We start from the raw sequence: 14,591 nt of genomic DNA on the forward strand, positions 1-14,591 counted from the left end.
CCGCGCTCGGAGGGAGTGGACCGATGGCAGGCACGACCAACGAGGCCCGCGGCCAAGACGTCTTCGATGTCGCCAACTGGCTCGACCGCGCGAGCGGCCGGGTGGACACTCCGGCTCCCAGCGCCGAGAGCGCCCCGCCACCGGCGACCTACGCGCCGCGGCACCGCGCCGACGTCCCCGTCGACTCCGTGGCCTCGGTCGCCTGAGCTCAGCCGGTGGCGGCTGACCTCGCCGCTGCCAACGCGGCCAGGAACTCGCTGGTCCCCGTGTGCAGCCGGAACGACGCCAGGTCGTCGGCTCGAGTCTCGCCGCGGTTGACGATGACCACCGGCGTCCCCGCCTTGGCCGCCCTCCTGACGAACCGGAACCCGCTCATCACCGCCAGGCTGGAGCCGGCGACCAGCAGCGCCCCGCCGGATTGCGCCAGCGCGTCGACGGCCGCGTAGCAGCGCTCGACCCTGGTCTTGGGGACGTTCTCGCCGAAGAACACGACGTCGGGCTTGAGCCGGCCGCCACAGGTCTCGCAGGCTGCGACGGCGAAGTCGTCGGTCCACTCGAGCACGACGTCTCCATCCGGCCGCACCTCGAGGTCGGGCCGCCCGGTGCCGTAGCCCGGGTTGAGCCGGTCGAGGCGCTCGTGCAGCCGGGACCGCGCGGTGACCTCGCGGCAGTCGAGGCAGACCACGTCGGCGATCCGCCCGTGGAGGGCGACGAGCCGGCGGGACCCTGCCCGCTCGTGCAGACCGTCGACGTTCTGGGTGATCAGCAGGTCCGGGTCGATCCGGGCCAAGGCCTGGTGGCCGGGGTTGGGCTCGGCGTGCCTCATCCTGGTCCAGCCGAGGTGGCTGCGCGCCCAGTAGCGCTGCTGGGCCGCGGGCCCGGACACGAACTCCTGGTAGGTCATCACGCCCGGGGGCGACGACCCGCGCAGCGGACGCTCCTGGCCGGCGTAGCGGGAGCCCGGACCCCGGTAGTCGGGGATGCCCGAGTCGGTCGAGCAGCCGGCGCCGGTGAGCACCACCAGTGGACGCCGGGCCAGGAAGTCCAGGGCTGCCCTGTCGGCCGGCGCCCTCGAGGCGGTCGGCGCCAGGGTCATCGGGCGTACCGGAGCTCCGCCCGGGCGCGCGCCTTGGCCGCCTCGGTCTCCCGGTCCTTGGGGGGCGCGGTGGTGACCAGGTCGTCGATGAGATGCCTGGTGATGTGGGCGATCTCGGCCACCGCCTGGTCGAAGATCGCCTGGTTGGCCTGCGACGGCTTCGTGGTCCCGCTGACCTTGCGGACGTACTGCAGCGCGGCGGCGGTGACCTCGTCGTTGGTCGCCGGCGGCTCGAAGTTGTTGAGCGGTCGGATGTTGCGGCACATGCGTCGAGGGTACGTTCGTGGTCCAGTTCCAGCCCAACGTTGCGGAGGTCTCGACACGCCGGTTGCGGCCTCGTTCCTCGGCCGCACGGCTTGCTCGACCACCAGTGATCTCCGAACGAGGTCGTCCTCGTCCCTCGGACGACGTCGTTCAGAGATCGAAGAACTCCGCGTCACGCGCCGTCGCCAGGACCACCCGACCGTCGGGCAGCGGGACGAGCCGCACCTGCGTGACGTCCGAGCCCTGCTCGACCTCGACCATCCGGTTGTCCAGCTGGCCGCTGCCGAGGGAGAGGACGGACACGAGACCGACCTGGCCACCGCGCTTCCACGACTCGATGACGGTCAGCACCTGGCGACGCTCCGGAAGCCAGGTCAGCTGGCGCGGGTCGTCGGCGACAAGGGCACGGGTGCCGGCCCCGTAGGAGAGGACGTCGAGCTGGCGCGGGTCGGTCAGGTCGGTGACGTTGAACAGCCCGGCCTGGGCGCCCCAGCCGCCGCGGTCGCCGGGCCCCTCGCCCAAGCCGAGCAGCCGGTGGGCGCCCAGCGGGTGGAGGTAGGCCGAGAAGCCCGGGATCTTGAGCTCACCGAGCAGATCCGGGTCGTCGGGGTCGGTGAGGTCGACCGCGTAGAGCGGGTCGACCTGCCTGAACGTGACCACGATCGCCAGGCCGTCGAACCAGCGCACGGACTTGATGTCCTCGCCGACGCCCAGCCCGTCCACCCGGCCCGCCTCGACCAGGTCGTTGCCGTCACGTCGGAACGTGACGACCGAGTTGTCGTTGCCGGTCCGCTGCGAGGGTCCCACGGCCAGCCGCAGGACGCCGCCGGCCTCGTCCATGGCCCAGCGGTCGCGGACCCAGCCGTCGACCTCCCCGGAGGCGGCGTACCTCGTCTCGGTGCCGTCGAGGTCGAAGGCGTAGAGGTGGGTGACCCCGTCCGAGCCGCCACCGGGTCGCCGGTCGGGGGCGACCGGCTCCTCGAAGCACACGTCGAAGCAGCGACCCACGTCGTTCACGCCCCCGCTCGTCGCCAGGTAGAGCTGGTCGCTGGACAGGTAGGCGAGCTGGGTGGCGACCGCCAGCCCCGAGACGGACCGGTCCTCGGGCTCGTCGGCTTCGAAGCCGACCACGACGATCGTGCCGAGGCTGTCGCCGTCGTTGGGGATCGCGACGTCCTCGCAGTCAACGAGCGGCTCGGGGTCGCCGTCGTCGGTGGTGATCGTGGGCAGCCAGTCCCCGATCTCGGAGTCGCGGACGATGTCGCGGTTCTCCCGGAGGGCGTCCTCTGGGTCGTCGTCGGTCTCGAAGTCGAGGTCCGGCATCCCGGCCTGCGTCACCAGTCGCACGGTGTCGCCGTGCAGTCGTGCCTCGAGCGTTGCCGAGGAGAAGAGGTAGGTGTGCTCTACCTCCGGGTCGCTGGGGTCGGAGACGTCGAGGACGATCACCCTGGTCTGGCGGGCCTCGGGGTAGTAGGTGCCCCGCCCGCCGCCGTCGGTCCCGACGACCACGGCGGTGTCGCCGGACAGCAGCAGCTCGCCGTCGTCGAGGTCCTCGAGGTCCATCGAGCCGATCCGCTCGACCTCCTCGCCGGTCACGTCATAGGTGACCAGGTCGTCGTCCTCGACCCGGAACAGCGTGCGACCGTCGGTCTTCACCACGTCCGGTTCGTCGACGCCGAGCTCCTGCACGTTGGTGCCGCTGTCGCCGTTCTCGGAGCGGACCGTCGCCGGCACCGGCGCGGCGTACTCCTGGGCAGCCTGGGGCTCGACGGCGGCTCCGGTGTCGCGACCGGAGTCAGCCGCGTCCTCGCCGCCACCGAAGCCGGGCAGACCGAAGATGCCGTCGTCGTCCTCCTCGGGGTAGTACGTGTCCCAGCCCCATGGGCCCACCCGCTGGACGCCGCGAGCGACGTACCAGTCGAGAAGGTCGTCGCAGGACGCGGCGAGCGTGATCGAGTCGCCGCTGAAGGCGATCGGGTCGACGCGGTCGCGGACGGGGTCGTCACCCGCGATGGCGGTGCCGGCGGCGAAGGCACCGACGAGGCCGGCAGCGACGCCGAGGACGGTGACGGAACGACGGAGGCGGGGCGGGAGCGGCGTGACGGCCATGAACGGTGTCCTCGAGGCGACGGCAGGTACCGGGGTGGGACGCGTCACCGCGAGGGCTGGTTCCGGTCGAGGGCGACCGGGTGGAAGAGTGGGCGGGTGCCCGACTCCGCAGACCGAGACCTCGACCTGGTGCTCTTCGGGGCCACCGGCTTCACCGGCGGCCTCACCGCCGACTACCTCGCCGAGCACGCGCCGTCCGGTCTGCGCTGGGCGCTCGCCGGCCGCAGCGAGGAGAAGCTCAAGGCGGTCCGCTCCCGGCTGGCCGACCGTGACCCGGCACTGGCCGACCTCGAGCTGATCACCGTCGACGCCGCAGACGGTGAGGCGCTGGCCTCGGTGGCCGCGCGGACCCGGGTCGTCGTCACGACCGTGGGCCCCTACCAGCAGTTCGGGGAGCCTCTCGTCGCCGCGTGTGCGGGCGCCGGCACCGACTACGTCGACCTGACCGGCGAGCCCGAGTTCGTCGACCGGATGTACGTCGCCCACCACGAGGCCGCCAAGGCGAGCGGCGCTCGGATCGTGCACGCCTGTGGGTTCGACTCCATCCCGCACGACCTCGGCGCCTACTTCACGGTCAAGGAGCTCGGCGCCTCCGGGCCGGTCACGATGCGCGGTGTGGTGCGCTCCACCGGGACCTTCTCCGGCGGCACCTTCCACTCCGCGATGGGCGCGTTCTCGCGGGCCCGCCAGATGCGCGAGGCGATGGGGGCCCGGCGCAAGGTCGAGCCGCGTCCGGAGGGCAGGTCGTCCAAGGCGGTGGCGGGCAAGCCGCAGCGGGACAAGGTCCTGGGCTACTGGCTGGTGCCGCTGCCGACGATCGACCCGTTCGTCGTGGCCCGCAGCGGCGCGGCGCTGCCGGCGTACGGCCCCAAGTTCCGCTACTCGCACTTCGCCGGCACCAAGACCCTGCGCTACGCCGTCGGCGGCATGGCCGGCGCCGGGGCGATCGGGGTCGCCGCCCAGGTCCCGCCGCTGCGCAGGTTCCTGCTCGGCAAGGTCAAGCAGGGCGACGGCCCCGACGAGTCACGCCGGACCAAGGCGTGGTTCACCGTCGACTTCGTCGCCGAGGGGGACGGCCGCACGATCCACACCCGGGTCAGCGGCGGCGACCCCGGCTACGACGAGACCGCCAAGATGCTCGCGGAGTCCGCGCTGTGCCTGCTCTTCGACGACAACCCCGCCGTGGCGGGCAGCGTCACCACTGCCCAGGCGATGGGTGACAACCTGATCGCGCGTCTCGTCGCGGCGGGGATCTCCTTCGAGGTCGCCGAGTAGCCTCGGAGCGATGGACGCAGAGGAGACGGGGCGCCTCTCCGGCCTGCTCGGCTTCGTCCGCCGTTTCCTGGGCTTCGGTCTGCTCACGGCGGTCCTGGCCTTCCCGATCGTGGCGCAGCAGTCGGTCGAGCGGGCGCAGTTCGACGACCGTCTGGGGACGTTCCCGGTCACCGTGTCGCTGGCCCACAACGGGCAGTCGACGCTCGACACCGGTTTGGCGGGGAAGCTCTACTGGAAACGCACCGGGGTCGCCGGTTTCGGGGCCTCGTTGCGCTCGACCGGTCCGCCGGAGGCCGGCGGGACCGTCTCGTCCTACGTCTCGCAGGAGTTCCTCCAGGCCAACGCGGCCTTCGTGGACGACCCGGCGCAGATCGCCCGCGTCTACGGGGCCGAGCTCCGGGACCGGGTGCTGGGCCGGCTGGTGACCACCGAGCTGGTGGCGGCGGCGGCGGGCGGTCTGCTCGGTGCGGTGCTCGTCGGACGATCGCGCCGGCGCCTCGGGGGCGAGGAACGCCGGCTGCGGCGCACGCTGCGGGTGGGCTCCTTCGCGGTGGTGATGACCGCGTCGGTGGCCATGGCGGCCGCCCTGTTCGCGCGCTGGGACGGCAACGCCCCGGTGGGTCGCACCTACGCGATGCCCGGGATCGAGGAGCTGTCGTTCAGCAGTCCGCAGACCAGGGAGATCGCCGTCCAGATCGAGCCCTTCATCCAGAAGAACACCGAACGCATCGCCGAGCGCAGCGCCGCCTACCGGGCGGCGGCCCTGGCCAGCGCGGAGACCGAGCTCCCGCAGTACGCCGACTCCCTCGGTCCTCGCGACGGCGAGGTGGTGGTGCTCACCGAGGCCGACCCCCAAGGCAGCCAGGTCGCGACCAGGATGCGGACCGCGCTCTACCCGCTCCTGCTGGAAGTCATCGGCGAGGACTCGGTGGTCCTGCGGACCATCGCGGGTGACGTCACCTCCAACGGGACGGTGGCGGAGGAGGACTTCGTCGCGCGGGAGGCGCGGGCGCTCCCCGATGTCCCGCTGGTGGCGGTCAAGGGCGACCACGACTCCGACGACACCGTCGGGCAGCTGAAGGACAACGACGTGCAGACCCCCGACCTCGAGATCGTGGAGGCGGGCGGGCTGAGGATCGCCGGGGCCGCCGACCCGGCGTTCAAGGCCCTGTTCGGAGGACTCATCACCAACCCGTCTGGGGTGACCGAGGCCGAGCTCGGCGAGGCGCTGCGCGAGGTGGTCGACGAGGAGCTCGACGACACCGATCCCGTGTCGGTCGTGGTGCACCAGCCCCGGGCGGCCGCGGCCTACCTCGGGATCGGCTCGATGGCGCAGCTGGACGAGCTGGTCGGCAACGAGACGACGCCGGTCGATGACGGCATCCCCGACCTACCGCCCGGCTTGGTGACCGTGGGCCACCTCCACGACGCGAGCGGCCCGTGGGTGATCTGGAACACCGATGGCGACGAGGTCACCTGGACGGTGGTCAGCCAGCTCGGCACCTCCGGCGGAGTCGAGGAGAACCCGACGTTCAACCGCTTCTCGACACCGTTCTCGGTGCCCCTGAAGGACGTGACCATCCAGCTGGCGTACGTCGACGAGGAGAGCGGGCTGCAGACCGGCTACGCCTCGGTCGTCGTCGCCACCTCGGGACAGGTGACCGTCGAGGACCGGGTCGACGTAGGTCTGCCGAGCGACGAGCCGCCGGATCCAGTCGGCCCGGGCGCGAGTCGGCCGCGGTGAGAGGACTCACGAACCACCTCGGAGGCAGGGCTGTGCTGGTCGTCGCCGGCGGATTCGGCGGTCTCGTGCTCGCGGTCATCGTCGTTCTCAACCTGCACATCCTCGTGGGGCTCGAGGAGGGCTACGCGGCGAGTCCCCAGGAGGTGTGGCACGCCTCGGTCTTCCTCGCCGTGGTCGACGTCGCCGTGCTCGTCGCTGGGCCGCTCCTGGGCGCGCTCATTGTGGGGAAACTGCTGCGGCGGCCGACACCGAGGTCACCAAGGAGCTCGTGAAGGGAAGATCCGGGAGCAGCAATGCCTGGACGGCGTGGTAGACGTCCGGCTTTCCCGTCCACACCGTATGACTCACCACTCCGGCAGGGTCCAGCTCGTGCCACCAGCCGCCGTCGGGCGCAACGAACCGGGCAGCCTCGGACCAGAACCGGCCGCCCCACTCCGCGAACCGCTCCTCGCCTGTGCGTCGAGACAACGCGTCAGCGGCCATCGCGGCCTCTGCGACCACCCAGTGCAGGCGTTCGGCGACGACCGGACGGTCCTGCCAGTCGACGGTGTAGACGAGCCCCGGGTGGCCGTCGACCTCCCAGCCGATGTAGACGGCCGTGTCGAACAGGGCCACCGCGTCCGTCCGCAACCAGGCCGGCGGGTCGTCGAGCGCGTCATCGAGGTGCAGCAGGAGACGGGACCACTCGAGGAGGTGGCCGATGGTCACGCCATAGGGCCGGAACCGGTCTCGAGGATGCTCCAGGTTGTAGTCGAGGCGCACCTCCCAGCTGGGTGCGTAGTGCTCGGGCAGCCGCCAGGCATGCTGGCGGGCGGCGCCGTCGATGAAGCGGGCCGCGATCCGCAGCGCGCGCTGCGTCCACGCGTGGTCCCCGGTCACCGCGCCGGCCGCGAGGAACGCTTCGACGGCGTGCATGTTGCAGTTGGCGCCGGCGTACTCCTCGGGCTGCTGCCAGCCACGGTCCCAGCCCTCCCGGCACGCGCCGGCGTCGTCGTCCCAGAACCGCTGCTCGACGACGCCGAGTGCGCGCTCGAGGAGGACGTCCGCCCGATCGACTCCGGCCGCGCTGGCGGTGGTGGCCGCGAGGACCACGAAGGCGTGGCCGTACATCTCCTTGCGGGTGTCGCGTGGCGCCCCGTCCTGGGCGACGTGGTTGAACCAGCCGCCGTTCTCGTCGTCGTGGAAGACGCCGAGGAGGGCGTCGACGCCGCGGTCGACCAGTCCGCGGGCTCCCGGCCGACCGAGGACCGCCGCCAGCCCGTAGACGTGCGTCATCCGGGTGGTGACCCAGAGCGGGAGGCCCTCGGCCGCGAGGACGCGTCCGTCGTCACCGAGGTAGCCGAATCCTGCAGCGGCGCCTGCCGCGGAGCCCTCCCCGAAGGCGAGCAGGCGCCCGAGCTCCGCGGCTCGCGCTTCGGGAGTGGAGAGGCTGACCGACGCCGGCAGCGGCGTCGGCGGCGTCACCGGGGCTGGGCGTGCCAGCCGTGGTACCAGCCCTCGGGGAGGGTGTCGAACAGCGTGTCCAGTGGTTGCGTCATGGGCACCGGCCGTCCGCCCGCCCGGGTCAGTGCGTTGAGGCGGTCGAAGCGGTCCTTGATCGCCCGGATCGCCTCGCCCTGCTGAGCCGGGTCGTGGGTGAGGAGCGCGTCCCGCCAGATCGACCGGCCGGCCACGTAGCCGGACGAGCCGGCGGCGCTGGCGATCTCGATCTGGGTAGCGAAGTCCTCGTAGCCCACACCGGCGGAGAGGACCACCCAGGGAGCGTTGGTCCGGGAGTCGAGCTCGGCGGTGGCATCCACCGCAGCCGCGCGCCCGTCGGGGGTGTCGACGTAGCCCGGGAACTCCACCTTGAGGACGTCGACCCCGCGCTGGTCGGCGACCACGGCCGACTCGATGATTCCCCGGACGCGGTCGGCCTTCCACTCCGGCGTGGTGGGGTCTTCGCCGGGTAGCGGGTACCAGATCGGCTCGACCAGGAGGGGCAGCGACAGGTCGGCGCTCTCACCCACCAGCTCGTCGAGGAGCTTCAGCTGGTCGTCAGCGGTCTCGGCGTCGGGACGGAAAAACCACAGCAGCTTGGCGACGTCGCACCCAGCGAGCTTCGCCTGGCGGGCGGTCCAGCCCTCGCGGATCCGGGTCCGCCGCGGGCCGGGCGGGATCGAGTAGTCCTCGTCCTCGAGGCTGAACAACAGGCCGGTCGACCGCGACAGGGTGCCGGACTGGATCAGGTGCCCGCCGTAGAGCGAGTCCACGAGGACGGCTGAGACCGAGTCGGCGGCGGTCCGGATCACCGTGTCCTTGGCCCGGACGACGTCAGCGAAGGTGACCGTCGACGGGTCGGGCGAGAGGAGCTCGGCGAAGTCGGAGAGGTGGTCGATGGCCAGCACGTGGAACAGCCCGTCCTCCGAAAGGGCTCGCTGCAGCGAGCGCTGCTTGCCGATGTCCAGCGACTCCCTGAGCACCGGGGACTCCTGGAGGGGGGACGCATACGTCATCTGGGACAGCTCCTTGTGGTCGCGCGCGGTTCGGACGGGTTTGTGCCGATTTGTGCGGGATTATGCGAATCTATGCGCCACAGTAGTCAGACCACGGAACGCCGTCAAGGTGGGCTACAGCAAGAAACCGCAACCAGCCCTATGCTGACGCCCGTTCGCCTCCGATCGGGGCGATCGGCGGAACAGCTGAATCAAGGAGGAATCGCATGGCCAACCGGGCTCCGCGCCTGCCGGCACGACGCAAGGACGAGCTGGCGGAGTACGTCGCGGAAGTGGGTCAAGTGACCGTCCACGACCTGGCCGAGCACTTCGGCGTCTCGCCCGACACGGTGCGGCGCGACCTCGACGAGCTGGCGGTGGACGGTCGCGTGAAGCGCACCCACGGTGGAGCGGTGCGGAGCAGCCCGCTGTCGCGCACGGAGATCTCGTTCGCGGAACGGATGAGCGTCCATGACGCCGCGAAGAACCGCATCGGCGAGGCCGCCGCGTCCCTGATCGAGGACGGCCAGACGATCCTGCTCAACGGCGGCACCACCGCGCTCACGGTCCTGCCGCACCTCGCTCGTCGGCGCAACCTGACGCTGGTGACCAACAATCTGTGGGCGCCCGGCAGGATCCCGCCGGACTGTGTGCGGGACGTCTACCTCCTGGGTGGCACTGTGCGGCTGACCTCGCAGGTAACGCTCGGACCCGTGGAGTTCGCCGGGACGATGGGCAGCCGGTCCCACCGCATCCACGCCGACATCGCCCTGATCGCAGTGGGGGGCGTCGCAGCCGGCCTGGGCTACTCCACCTCGAACCTGCAGGAGGCGCGGATGATGTTCGAGATGATGCAGTCTTCCCGGCAGGTCGTCGTGCTCGCCGACCACTCCAAGTTCGACCGCAGCACCTTCGCCCAGGTGGGCGACCTCGAGGTGGCCGACATCCTGGTCACGGACGTGGCCCCGGACGACCAGATGGCCGAGGCGCTGGCGACCGCCGAGGTGCGGGTGATCGTGGCCGGCGAGCCCGCGTCCGCGAGCCGCACCGTCTCGCCCAACGAGTGACCGCCGTCACGAACGGTGCTTGACGACGCGCGGGAAGTGGTCCTAGTGTGCAAGAACCCGCAAGAAGTCGCAGAGACTGGCGCGGAACCGCACACAACCCGAGGAGAATCATGCGCAGGAACGCTCTTGCTCACCGGGGAGCGCTGGCGCTCCTCGGTGCCTTTGCCGCCACGGCCGCCCTGGCCGGCTGCGGCGACGACGGGGACCAGGCAACCGGTGACAGCAGCGGGGACGCGATGGAGTTCGCCCAGTGGTGGGAGCCGGAGCTGCCCGAGGGCTCGTTCCAGAAGATCATTGACGACTTCGAGGCCGAGTCGGGTGCCGAGGTCAAGCTGCTCAGCGGCCCTTACGACTCCACCAAGGAGCAGGTCGTCGCTGGGGCCGCCACGGGCACCATCCCGTGCGTGGTGGGCCTCGACGGCGCCTGGGTCAACGACCTCGCCGCCCAGGGCGCCATCACCGATCTGTCGGCGCTCATGTCCGAGAATGACTACGACGACGGCGAGCTGGCCAGCCAGATCCAGGTCGACGGGGCGACGTACATGATCCCGGTCGTCAACTTCGTCTACCCGTTGTTCAGCAACGACGACGTGTTGGCGGCGGCCGGCGTCGACGCCGCTCCCTCCACACGCACCGAGTTCGCGGAGGCCGCCCAGAAGGTCACCGACGCCGGGGGTGCCAGTGGATGGGTCCTGCCGCTGTCGCTGGAGTCGCCCAACGGCATCCAGAACGACGTGATGTCGTGGGTGTGGGCGTCGGGCGGGTCGATGCTCAGCGATGGCCAGCCGGACCTGACCAACGACGACGTCACCAGCGCCATCGAATACATCAAGGGCCTGTGGGACGACGGCGTGATCGCGCCCGGGTCGTTCACCATGCAGGAGCAGGACAAGGTCGAGGAGTTCACCAACGGCCGGGTCGGCATGATGATCGACTCGCTGGCCCACGTGAACCTGATCCGCGAGAACAACCCCGACCTCAACTTCAGCATCTCCGCGATCCCCGCCGAGGACGGCTACACCGGCGAGCGCGGCATCCCCTACGCGTCGTGGGGCATCGGCATCGCCGAGAGCTGCGAGGACAAGAAGACCGCCTGGAAGCTCGTCGAGTTCCTGATGAGCAAGGACACCAACGCCGAGCTGTCCTCGATCGCCTTCGCGTTCCCGGGCAACACCGAGTCGGTGCCGGACTTCGTCGCGGACGACGAGCTCTTCAAGACCGCGTTCGAGATCTACCAGAGCGGCTACCCCGCCAACGAGTTCACCGGTCTCCCGGTGGCCGAGGAGCTGATGCGGACCTTCGATGAGGAGTTCCAGCGGATGCTGTCCGGGGAGGAGTCGGTGAGCGAGATGCTCGAGAACGCGCAGGAGACCTGGATGGGTGAGTTCTAGCGGACCCGAGCGTCAACGGTGCCGCGCCACGGCCACGCCTCCGGTCGTGGTGCGGCACCCCAAGGAGGCAGGTTGTGAGCATCACACGCGTCCCGGCGACGGTGATCCGGGAGGAGCCCGCAGAGCCGTCGCCGGTCTCGAACGGCCGCAAGCCGATGCGGGAGCGGGCCACGCCGTACGCCTATCTCACCCCGACCGCGGTGCTGATGGTCATCCTGATGCTGATCCCGATCGTGATGGTCGTCCAGTACTCAGTGATGGACAACGTGATCGTCGAGGACAATCCCAAGTTCGCGGGCTTCGACAACTACGCGGAGGTGCTCCAGGACGACCGCTTCTACACCGCCGTCAAGAACACGGCGTTCTTCACCGGGGTGAGCGTCGTCGTCCATCTGGTGCTCGGGATGGGCTTCGCGCTGCTGCTCAACACCAGACTGCTCAGCAAGCAGCTGGTCGCGGTGTTCCGGGTGATCTACATCCTGCCGTGGCTGTTCACCGTCGCGATCATCGCCGTGGTCTGGCGGATGCTGCTCGACCCGCACGGGATCGTCAACTACCTGGGTCAGGCGAACGTGGAATGGCTCTCCGACCCGGACAAGGCGCTCTTCGCAGTCACGTTCATCAACATCTGGGCCGGCTACCCGTTCTTCATGATGAGCCTCCTGGCCGGCCTGCAAGGCATCCCGGAGGACCTGTCGGAGGCCGCCATGGCCGACGGGGCCGGCGCCGTACGCCGCTTCGTCCACATCACGCTGCCGCAGCTGAAGCCGATCATCATCGCGATGGCCGTTCTCGACACCCTGTGGACCACACAGCAGTTCGCGCTGATCTGGCTCACCACCGGAGGCGGACCGATCGACGCGACCGAGATGCTGAGCACCTACACCTACAAGTTCGCGTTCAGCCGCTACGAGTTCTCGATGGCGGCGGCCAGCGCCGTGATCATCCTCGTCCTCTCGTTGGTGCTCGCCGTGTTCTACGTCCGGCACCAGAAGGCGCGGGACTGACCATGACCACCACTGCCACCACTCCGCCCTCGGCACCGAGCATCCAGAGGCCCCCCAAGCGGCGTATCCAGCCGCGCGAGCGGGCGGCCAAGGCAGCCGTCCTCGTGTGCCTGTGTGCGGGCGCGTTCTTCGCCGGGTTCCCGGTGTTCTGGATGCTGGTCAGCTCGTTCAAGGCGAACTCCGAGATCTTCAGCTACCCGCCGAAGATCGTCACCGAGAACTTCTCGTTCGAGGCCTACTCCACGATCGTCAGCGATCCAGTGAAGGTGCGGTTCTTCGTCAACAGCTACGTGGTCTCGCTGTCGGTCACGGCACTGACGCTCGTGGTCGCGATCCTCGCGGCATACTCCCTGAGCCGCTTCGAGTTCCGCGGGAAGAGCTCGCTGGGGGTCATCATCGTCGGCGTCCAGGCAGTGCCCCCGATCACGCTGCTCATCCCGTACTTCGGACTGATGGTCACACTAAAGCTCTACAACACCTACCCGGCGCTGATCCTGACCTACGCGGTCTTCACGCTGCCCTACGCGATCATCCTGATGACCGGCTACTTCAACACGGTGCCGAAGGAGCTCGACGAGGCGTTGAGGCTCGACGGCGGCGGCTCGTGGACGACCCTGTGGCGAGTGCTGGTGCCGGTCTCGGTGCCCGGCATCGTCACCGTGGGCGTCTACACCTACATGATCGCGTGGAACGAGTACCTCTTCGCCCTCACGCTCACCCGTACCGAGAACATGCGGACCGTGCCTATCGGAATCCAGCTGCTGATGGGTCAGCACGCCTACGAGTGGAACGAGATGATGGCGATGAGCATCCTGGGCAGCCTGCCCGTGCTCGTGCTGTTCCTGTTCTTCCAGCGCTACCTGTTGGCCGGCCTGACCGGCGGCGCCGTCAAGTCGTGACGAGAGGGGAGCCCGACGGCATGCGGACCGGCAGGGACCGGCCCCGGCTGGTCCTGGGACTGGCGGGCACCGTTGACTACGAGGTCGCCTGGGATGCGCGTGTCATGGAGGACCTGCTGCGGCGCTACGGGATCCGACGCGACGAGCTCTCACTCGACCGGCCGATCAACACCGAGCGCGACCTGGTAGCGACGGTCACCGCCTTCGTCGCCTCCGGTGCCGGCGGAGAGCGCTTCATCGGATCCTCCGCGGTCGTCGAGGAGTTCGCCGCCCGGTTCGACAAGCGGATCACGCTCGGTGGCACGCCCGTGAGGGCGGCCATGGCGATGGACGTGCTCGGATTGACCAATCATCTGCACCTCGTCTCGATCGACGACCACGTCCGCCGGCTGCTGCCGGACTCCTGCACCTACACCTGCAGCGCCGACCACGACACCACCGACCCGCACCTGATCGTCCAGTTCCCGGCCGGCGCCCGGCTTCGGGCCGGCGACATCGACGTCATCGCGCCACATCCCAACCGCCTGATCGTCGCCAACGACCCGCCCGCGAGGGAGCTCGTGATCAGTCCGGACCTCGGCGACGCGCTGGCCGAAGCCGAGGTCTTCCTCATCTCGGGCTTCAACGTGATCCAGGAGATCGAGGTCCTCGACCAGCGGCTCGCGGACCTCGAGCAGCACCTCCGGTCGCTGCCTTCGCGCGCCATCGTCTTCTACGAGGACGCCGGCTTCCACGCTGCCGGAATGAACCGGCGGGTCATCGATGCCCTGCGGCACGAGGTCGACGTGCACAGCATGAACGAGGACGAGATGCAGGGCTACCTCGGGCGCCCCGTCGACCTCCTCGACCCGGCTCAGGTCGAGGCCGCCCTCGTCGAGCTGGCCGCGTCCCTGCCTGGACCGACGCTGGTCGTCCACACCAGCTTCTGGGCGGCCGCGGTCGGGCTTGCCGCAGCGGCCTGGGGGCCGGCCCTCAAGGGCGGCGTCACCATGGCCACCACGCGTTTCGTGCACGGCGACCACTTCACGGAGTCGGACTACCGGACAATGGTCGGAGCGCCAGAGCACCCCGGCGGCGCCGCTGTGTCCGCGGCGCTGGACACCCGCCTGGGCGACCAGATCTGTTGCGTGCCCGCCTTCCTTGTTGATCACCCGCGCCCGACCGTCATCGGGCTGGGCGACACTTTCGTGGGCGGGTTCATCGCCTCACTGGCGACATCCACGGTGGTGCCCCCGGGTGTGGTGCTCCAGGCAGGAGTCGAACCT

Annotated in this window: 14 protein-coding genes; 9 read left to right on the forward strand and 5 right to left on the reverse strand. The window is 70.1% G+C overall.

Features of this window, described 5'->3' with window-relative positions:
- Positions 1-23 precede the first annotated feature (23 nt).
- The gene (locus ACYVC6_RS09875) at positions 24-206 is read left to right on the forward strand and encodes a hypothetical protein (protein WP_460713495.1); all 183 of its coding nucleotides are present in this window, start codon (positions 24-26) and stop codon (positions 204-206) included.
- A 2-nt stretch (positions 207-208) separates the two neighbouring features.
- Here ACYVC6_RS09875 and ACYVC6_RS09880 read toward each other — a convergent pair whose 3' ends face one another.
- The 3 genes from ACYVC6_RS09880 to ACYVC6_RS09890 form a co-directional block, all read right to left on the reverse strand.
- Positions 209-1,096, reverse strand: coding sequence for a Sir2 family NAD-dependent protein deacetylase (locus tag ACYVC6_RS09880; protein WP_460713497.1), 888 nt, complete (start codon positions 1,094-1,096; stop codon positions 209-211).
- A complete protein-coding gene (locus tag ACYVC6_RS09885) occupies positions 1,093-1,362 on the reverse strand; it encodes a DUF2277 domain-containing protein (RefSeq protein WP_460713499.1) in 270 nt (89 codons plus the stop codon). The genes ACYVC6_RS09880 and ACYVC6_RS09885 overlap by 4 nt, the downstream gene beginning before the upstream one ends.
- Positions 1,363-1,510: 148 nt before the next feature.
- Positions 1,511-3,469 (reverse strand): beta-propeller domain-containing protein, encoded by a 1,959-nt coding sequence (locus ACYVC6_RS09890; RefSeq protein WP_460713501.1) that lies wholly within the window; start codon positions 3,467-3,469, stop codon positions 1,511-1,513.
- A 96-nt stretch (positions 3,470-3,565) separates the two neighbouring features.
- On the opposite strand from ACYVC6_RS09890, the gene ACYVC6_RS09895 reads away from it, so the two are divergent.
- From ACYVC6_RS09895 to ACYVC6_RS09905, 3 genes are read left to right on the forward strand one after another with little or no spacing between them, the layout of a single operon-like run.
- Positions 3,566-4,744, forward strand: a complete 1,179-nt coding sequence (locus tag ACYVC6_RS09895) for a saccharopine dehydrogenase family protein (protein WP_460713503.1) — start codon at positions 3,566-3,568, stop codon at positions 4,742-4,744.
- A gap of 10 nt (positions 4,745-4,754) precedes the next feature.
- Entirely contained in the window at positions 4,755-6,488 is a 1,734-nt protein-coding gene (locus ACYVC6_RS09900) for a metallophosphoesterase family protein (protein WP_460713505.1), read from the forward strand.
- The gene (locus ACYVC6_RS09905) at positions 6,485-6,760 is read left to right on the forward strand and encodes a hypothetical protein (protein WP_460713507.1); all 276 of its coding nucleotides are present in this window, start codon (positions 6,485-6,487) and stop codon (positions 6,758-6,760) included. The genes ACYVC6_RS09900 and ACYVC6_RS09905 overlap by 4 nt, the downstream gene beginning before the upstream one ends.
- On the opposite strand, the gene ACYVC6_RS09910 is transcribed toward ACYVC6_RS09905, so the two are convergent.
- Together ACYVC6_RS09910 and ACYVC6_RS09915 are read right to left on the reverse strand one after the other, a co-directional pair.
- A complete protein-coding gene (locus ACYVC6_RS09910; protein WP_460713509.1) occupies positions 6,705-7,952 on the reverse strand; it encodes an AGE family epimerase/isomerase in 1,248 nt (415 codons plus the stop codon). The two genes, ACYVC6_RS09905 and ACYVC6_RS09910, sit on opposite strands and share 56 nt — an antisense overlap.
- Positions 7,949-8,983, reverse strand: coding sequence for a tagatose 1,6-diphosphate aldolase (locus ACYVC6_RS09915; RefSeq protein ID WP_460713511.1), 1,035 nt, complete (start codon positions 8,981-8,983; stop codon positions 7,949-7,951). The genes ACYVC6_RS09910 and ACYVC6_RS09915 overlap by 4 nt, the downstream gene beginning before the upstream one ends.
- A 206-nt stretch (positions 8,984-9,189) precedes the next feature.
- Here ACYVC6_RS09915 and ACYVC6_RS09920 point away from each other — a divergent pair, with 206 nt between their 5' ends.
- The 5 genes from ACYVC6_RS09920 to ACYVC6_RS09940 all read left to right on the forward strand — a co-directional run.
- Positions 9,190-10,029, forward strand: coding sequence for a DeoR/GlpR family DNA-binding transcription regulator (locus tag ACYVC6_RS09920; RefSeq protein WP_460713513.1), 840 nt, complete (start codon positions 9,190-9,192; stop codon positions 10,027-10,029).
- Positions 10,030-10,139: 110 nt separating this feature from the next.
- Positions 10,140-11,420 carry an ABC transporter substrate-binding protein gene (locus tag ACYVC6_RS09925; RefSeq protein WP_460713515.1) on the forward strand — a complete coding sequence of 427 codons (1,281 nt, stop codon included), beginning with the start codon at positions 10,140-10,142 and terminating at the stop codon, positions 11,418-11,420.
- Between the two features lie 74 nt (positions 11,421-11,494).
- On the forward strand, positions 11,495-12,427 hold the full coding sequence (locus ACYVC6_RS09930; protein WP_460713517.1) for a carbohydrate ABC transporter permease: 933 nt from the start codon (positions 11,495-11,497) through the stop codon (positions 12,425-12,427).
- Positions 12,428-12,429: 2 nt separating this feature from the next.
- Positions 12,430-13,326 carry a carbohydrate ABC transporter permease gene (locus ACYVC6_RS09935; RefSeq protein ID WP_460713519.1) on the forward strand — a complete coding sequence of 299 codons (897 nt, stop codon included), beginning with the start codon at positions 12,430-12,432 and terminating at the stop codon, positions 13,324-13,326.
- A partial coding sequence (locus tag ACYVC6_RS09940; protein ID WP_460713521.1) for an ADP-dependent glucokinase/phosphofructokinase occupies positions 13,323-14,591 on the forward strand: 1,269 nt, incomplete at its 3' end. The genes ACYVC6_RS09935 and ACYVC6_RS09940, both read left to right, overlap by 4 nt.

Source organism: Nocardioides dilutus, assembly GCF_054779555.1.

Bases quoted from the DNA above. Each gene is read 5' to 3' on its own strand.
- ACYVC6_RS09875 (WP_460713495.1), top strand. From the start codon at position 24: ATGGCAGGCACGACCAACGAGGCCCGCGGCCAAGACGTCTTCGATGTC.
- ACYVC6_RS09880 (WP_460713497.1), bottom strand. From the start codon at position 1,096: ATGACCCTGGCGCCGACCGCCTCGAGGGCGCCGGCCGACAGGGCAGCC.
- ACYVC6_RS09885 (WP_460713499.1), bottom strand. From the start codon at position 1,362: ATGTGCCGCAACATCCGACCGCTCAACAACTTCGAGCCGCCGGCGACC.
- ACYVC6_RS09890 (WP_460713501.1), bottom strand. From the start codon at position 3,469: ATGGCCGTCACGCCGCTCCCGCCCCGCCTCCGTCGTTCCGTCACCGTC.
- ACYVC6_RS09900 (WP_460713505.1), top strand. From the start codon at position 4,755: ATGGACGCAGAGGAGACGGGGCGCCTCTCCGGCCTGCTCGGCTTCGTC.
- ACYVC6_RS09915 (WP_460713511.1), bottom strand. From the start codon at position 8,983: ATGACGTATGCGTCCCCCCTCCAGGAGTCCCCGGTGCTCAGGGAGTCG.
- ACYVC6_RS09920 (WP_460713513.1), top strand. From the start codon at position 9,190: ATGGCCAACCGGGCTCCGCGCCTGCCGGCACGACGCAAGGACGAGCTG.
- ACYVC6_RS09925 (WP_460713515.1), top strand. From the start codon at position 10,140: ATGCGCAGGAACGCTCTTGCTCACCGGGGAGCGCTGGCGCTCCTCGGT.
- ACYVC6_RS09935 (WP_460713519.1), top strand. From the start codon at position 12,430: ATGACCACCACTGCCACCACTCCGCCCTCGGCACCGAGCATCCAGAGG.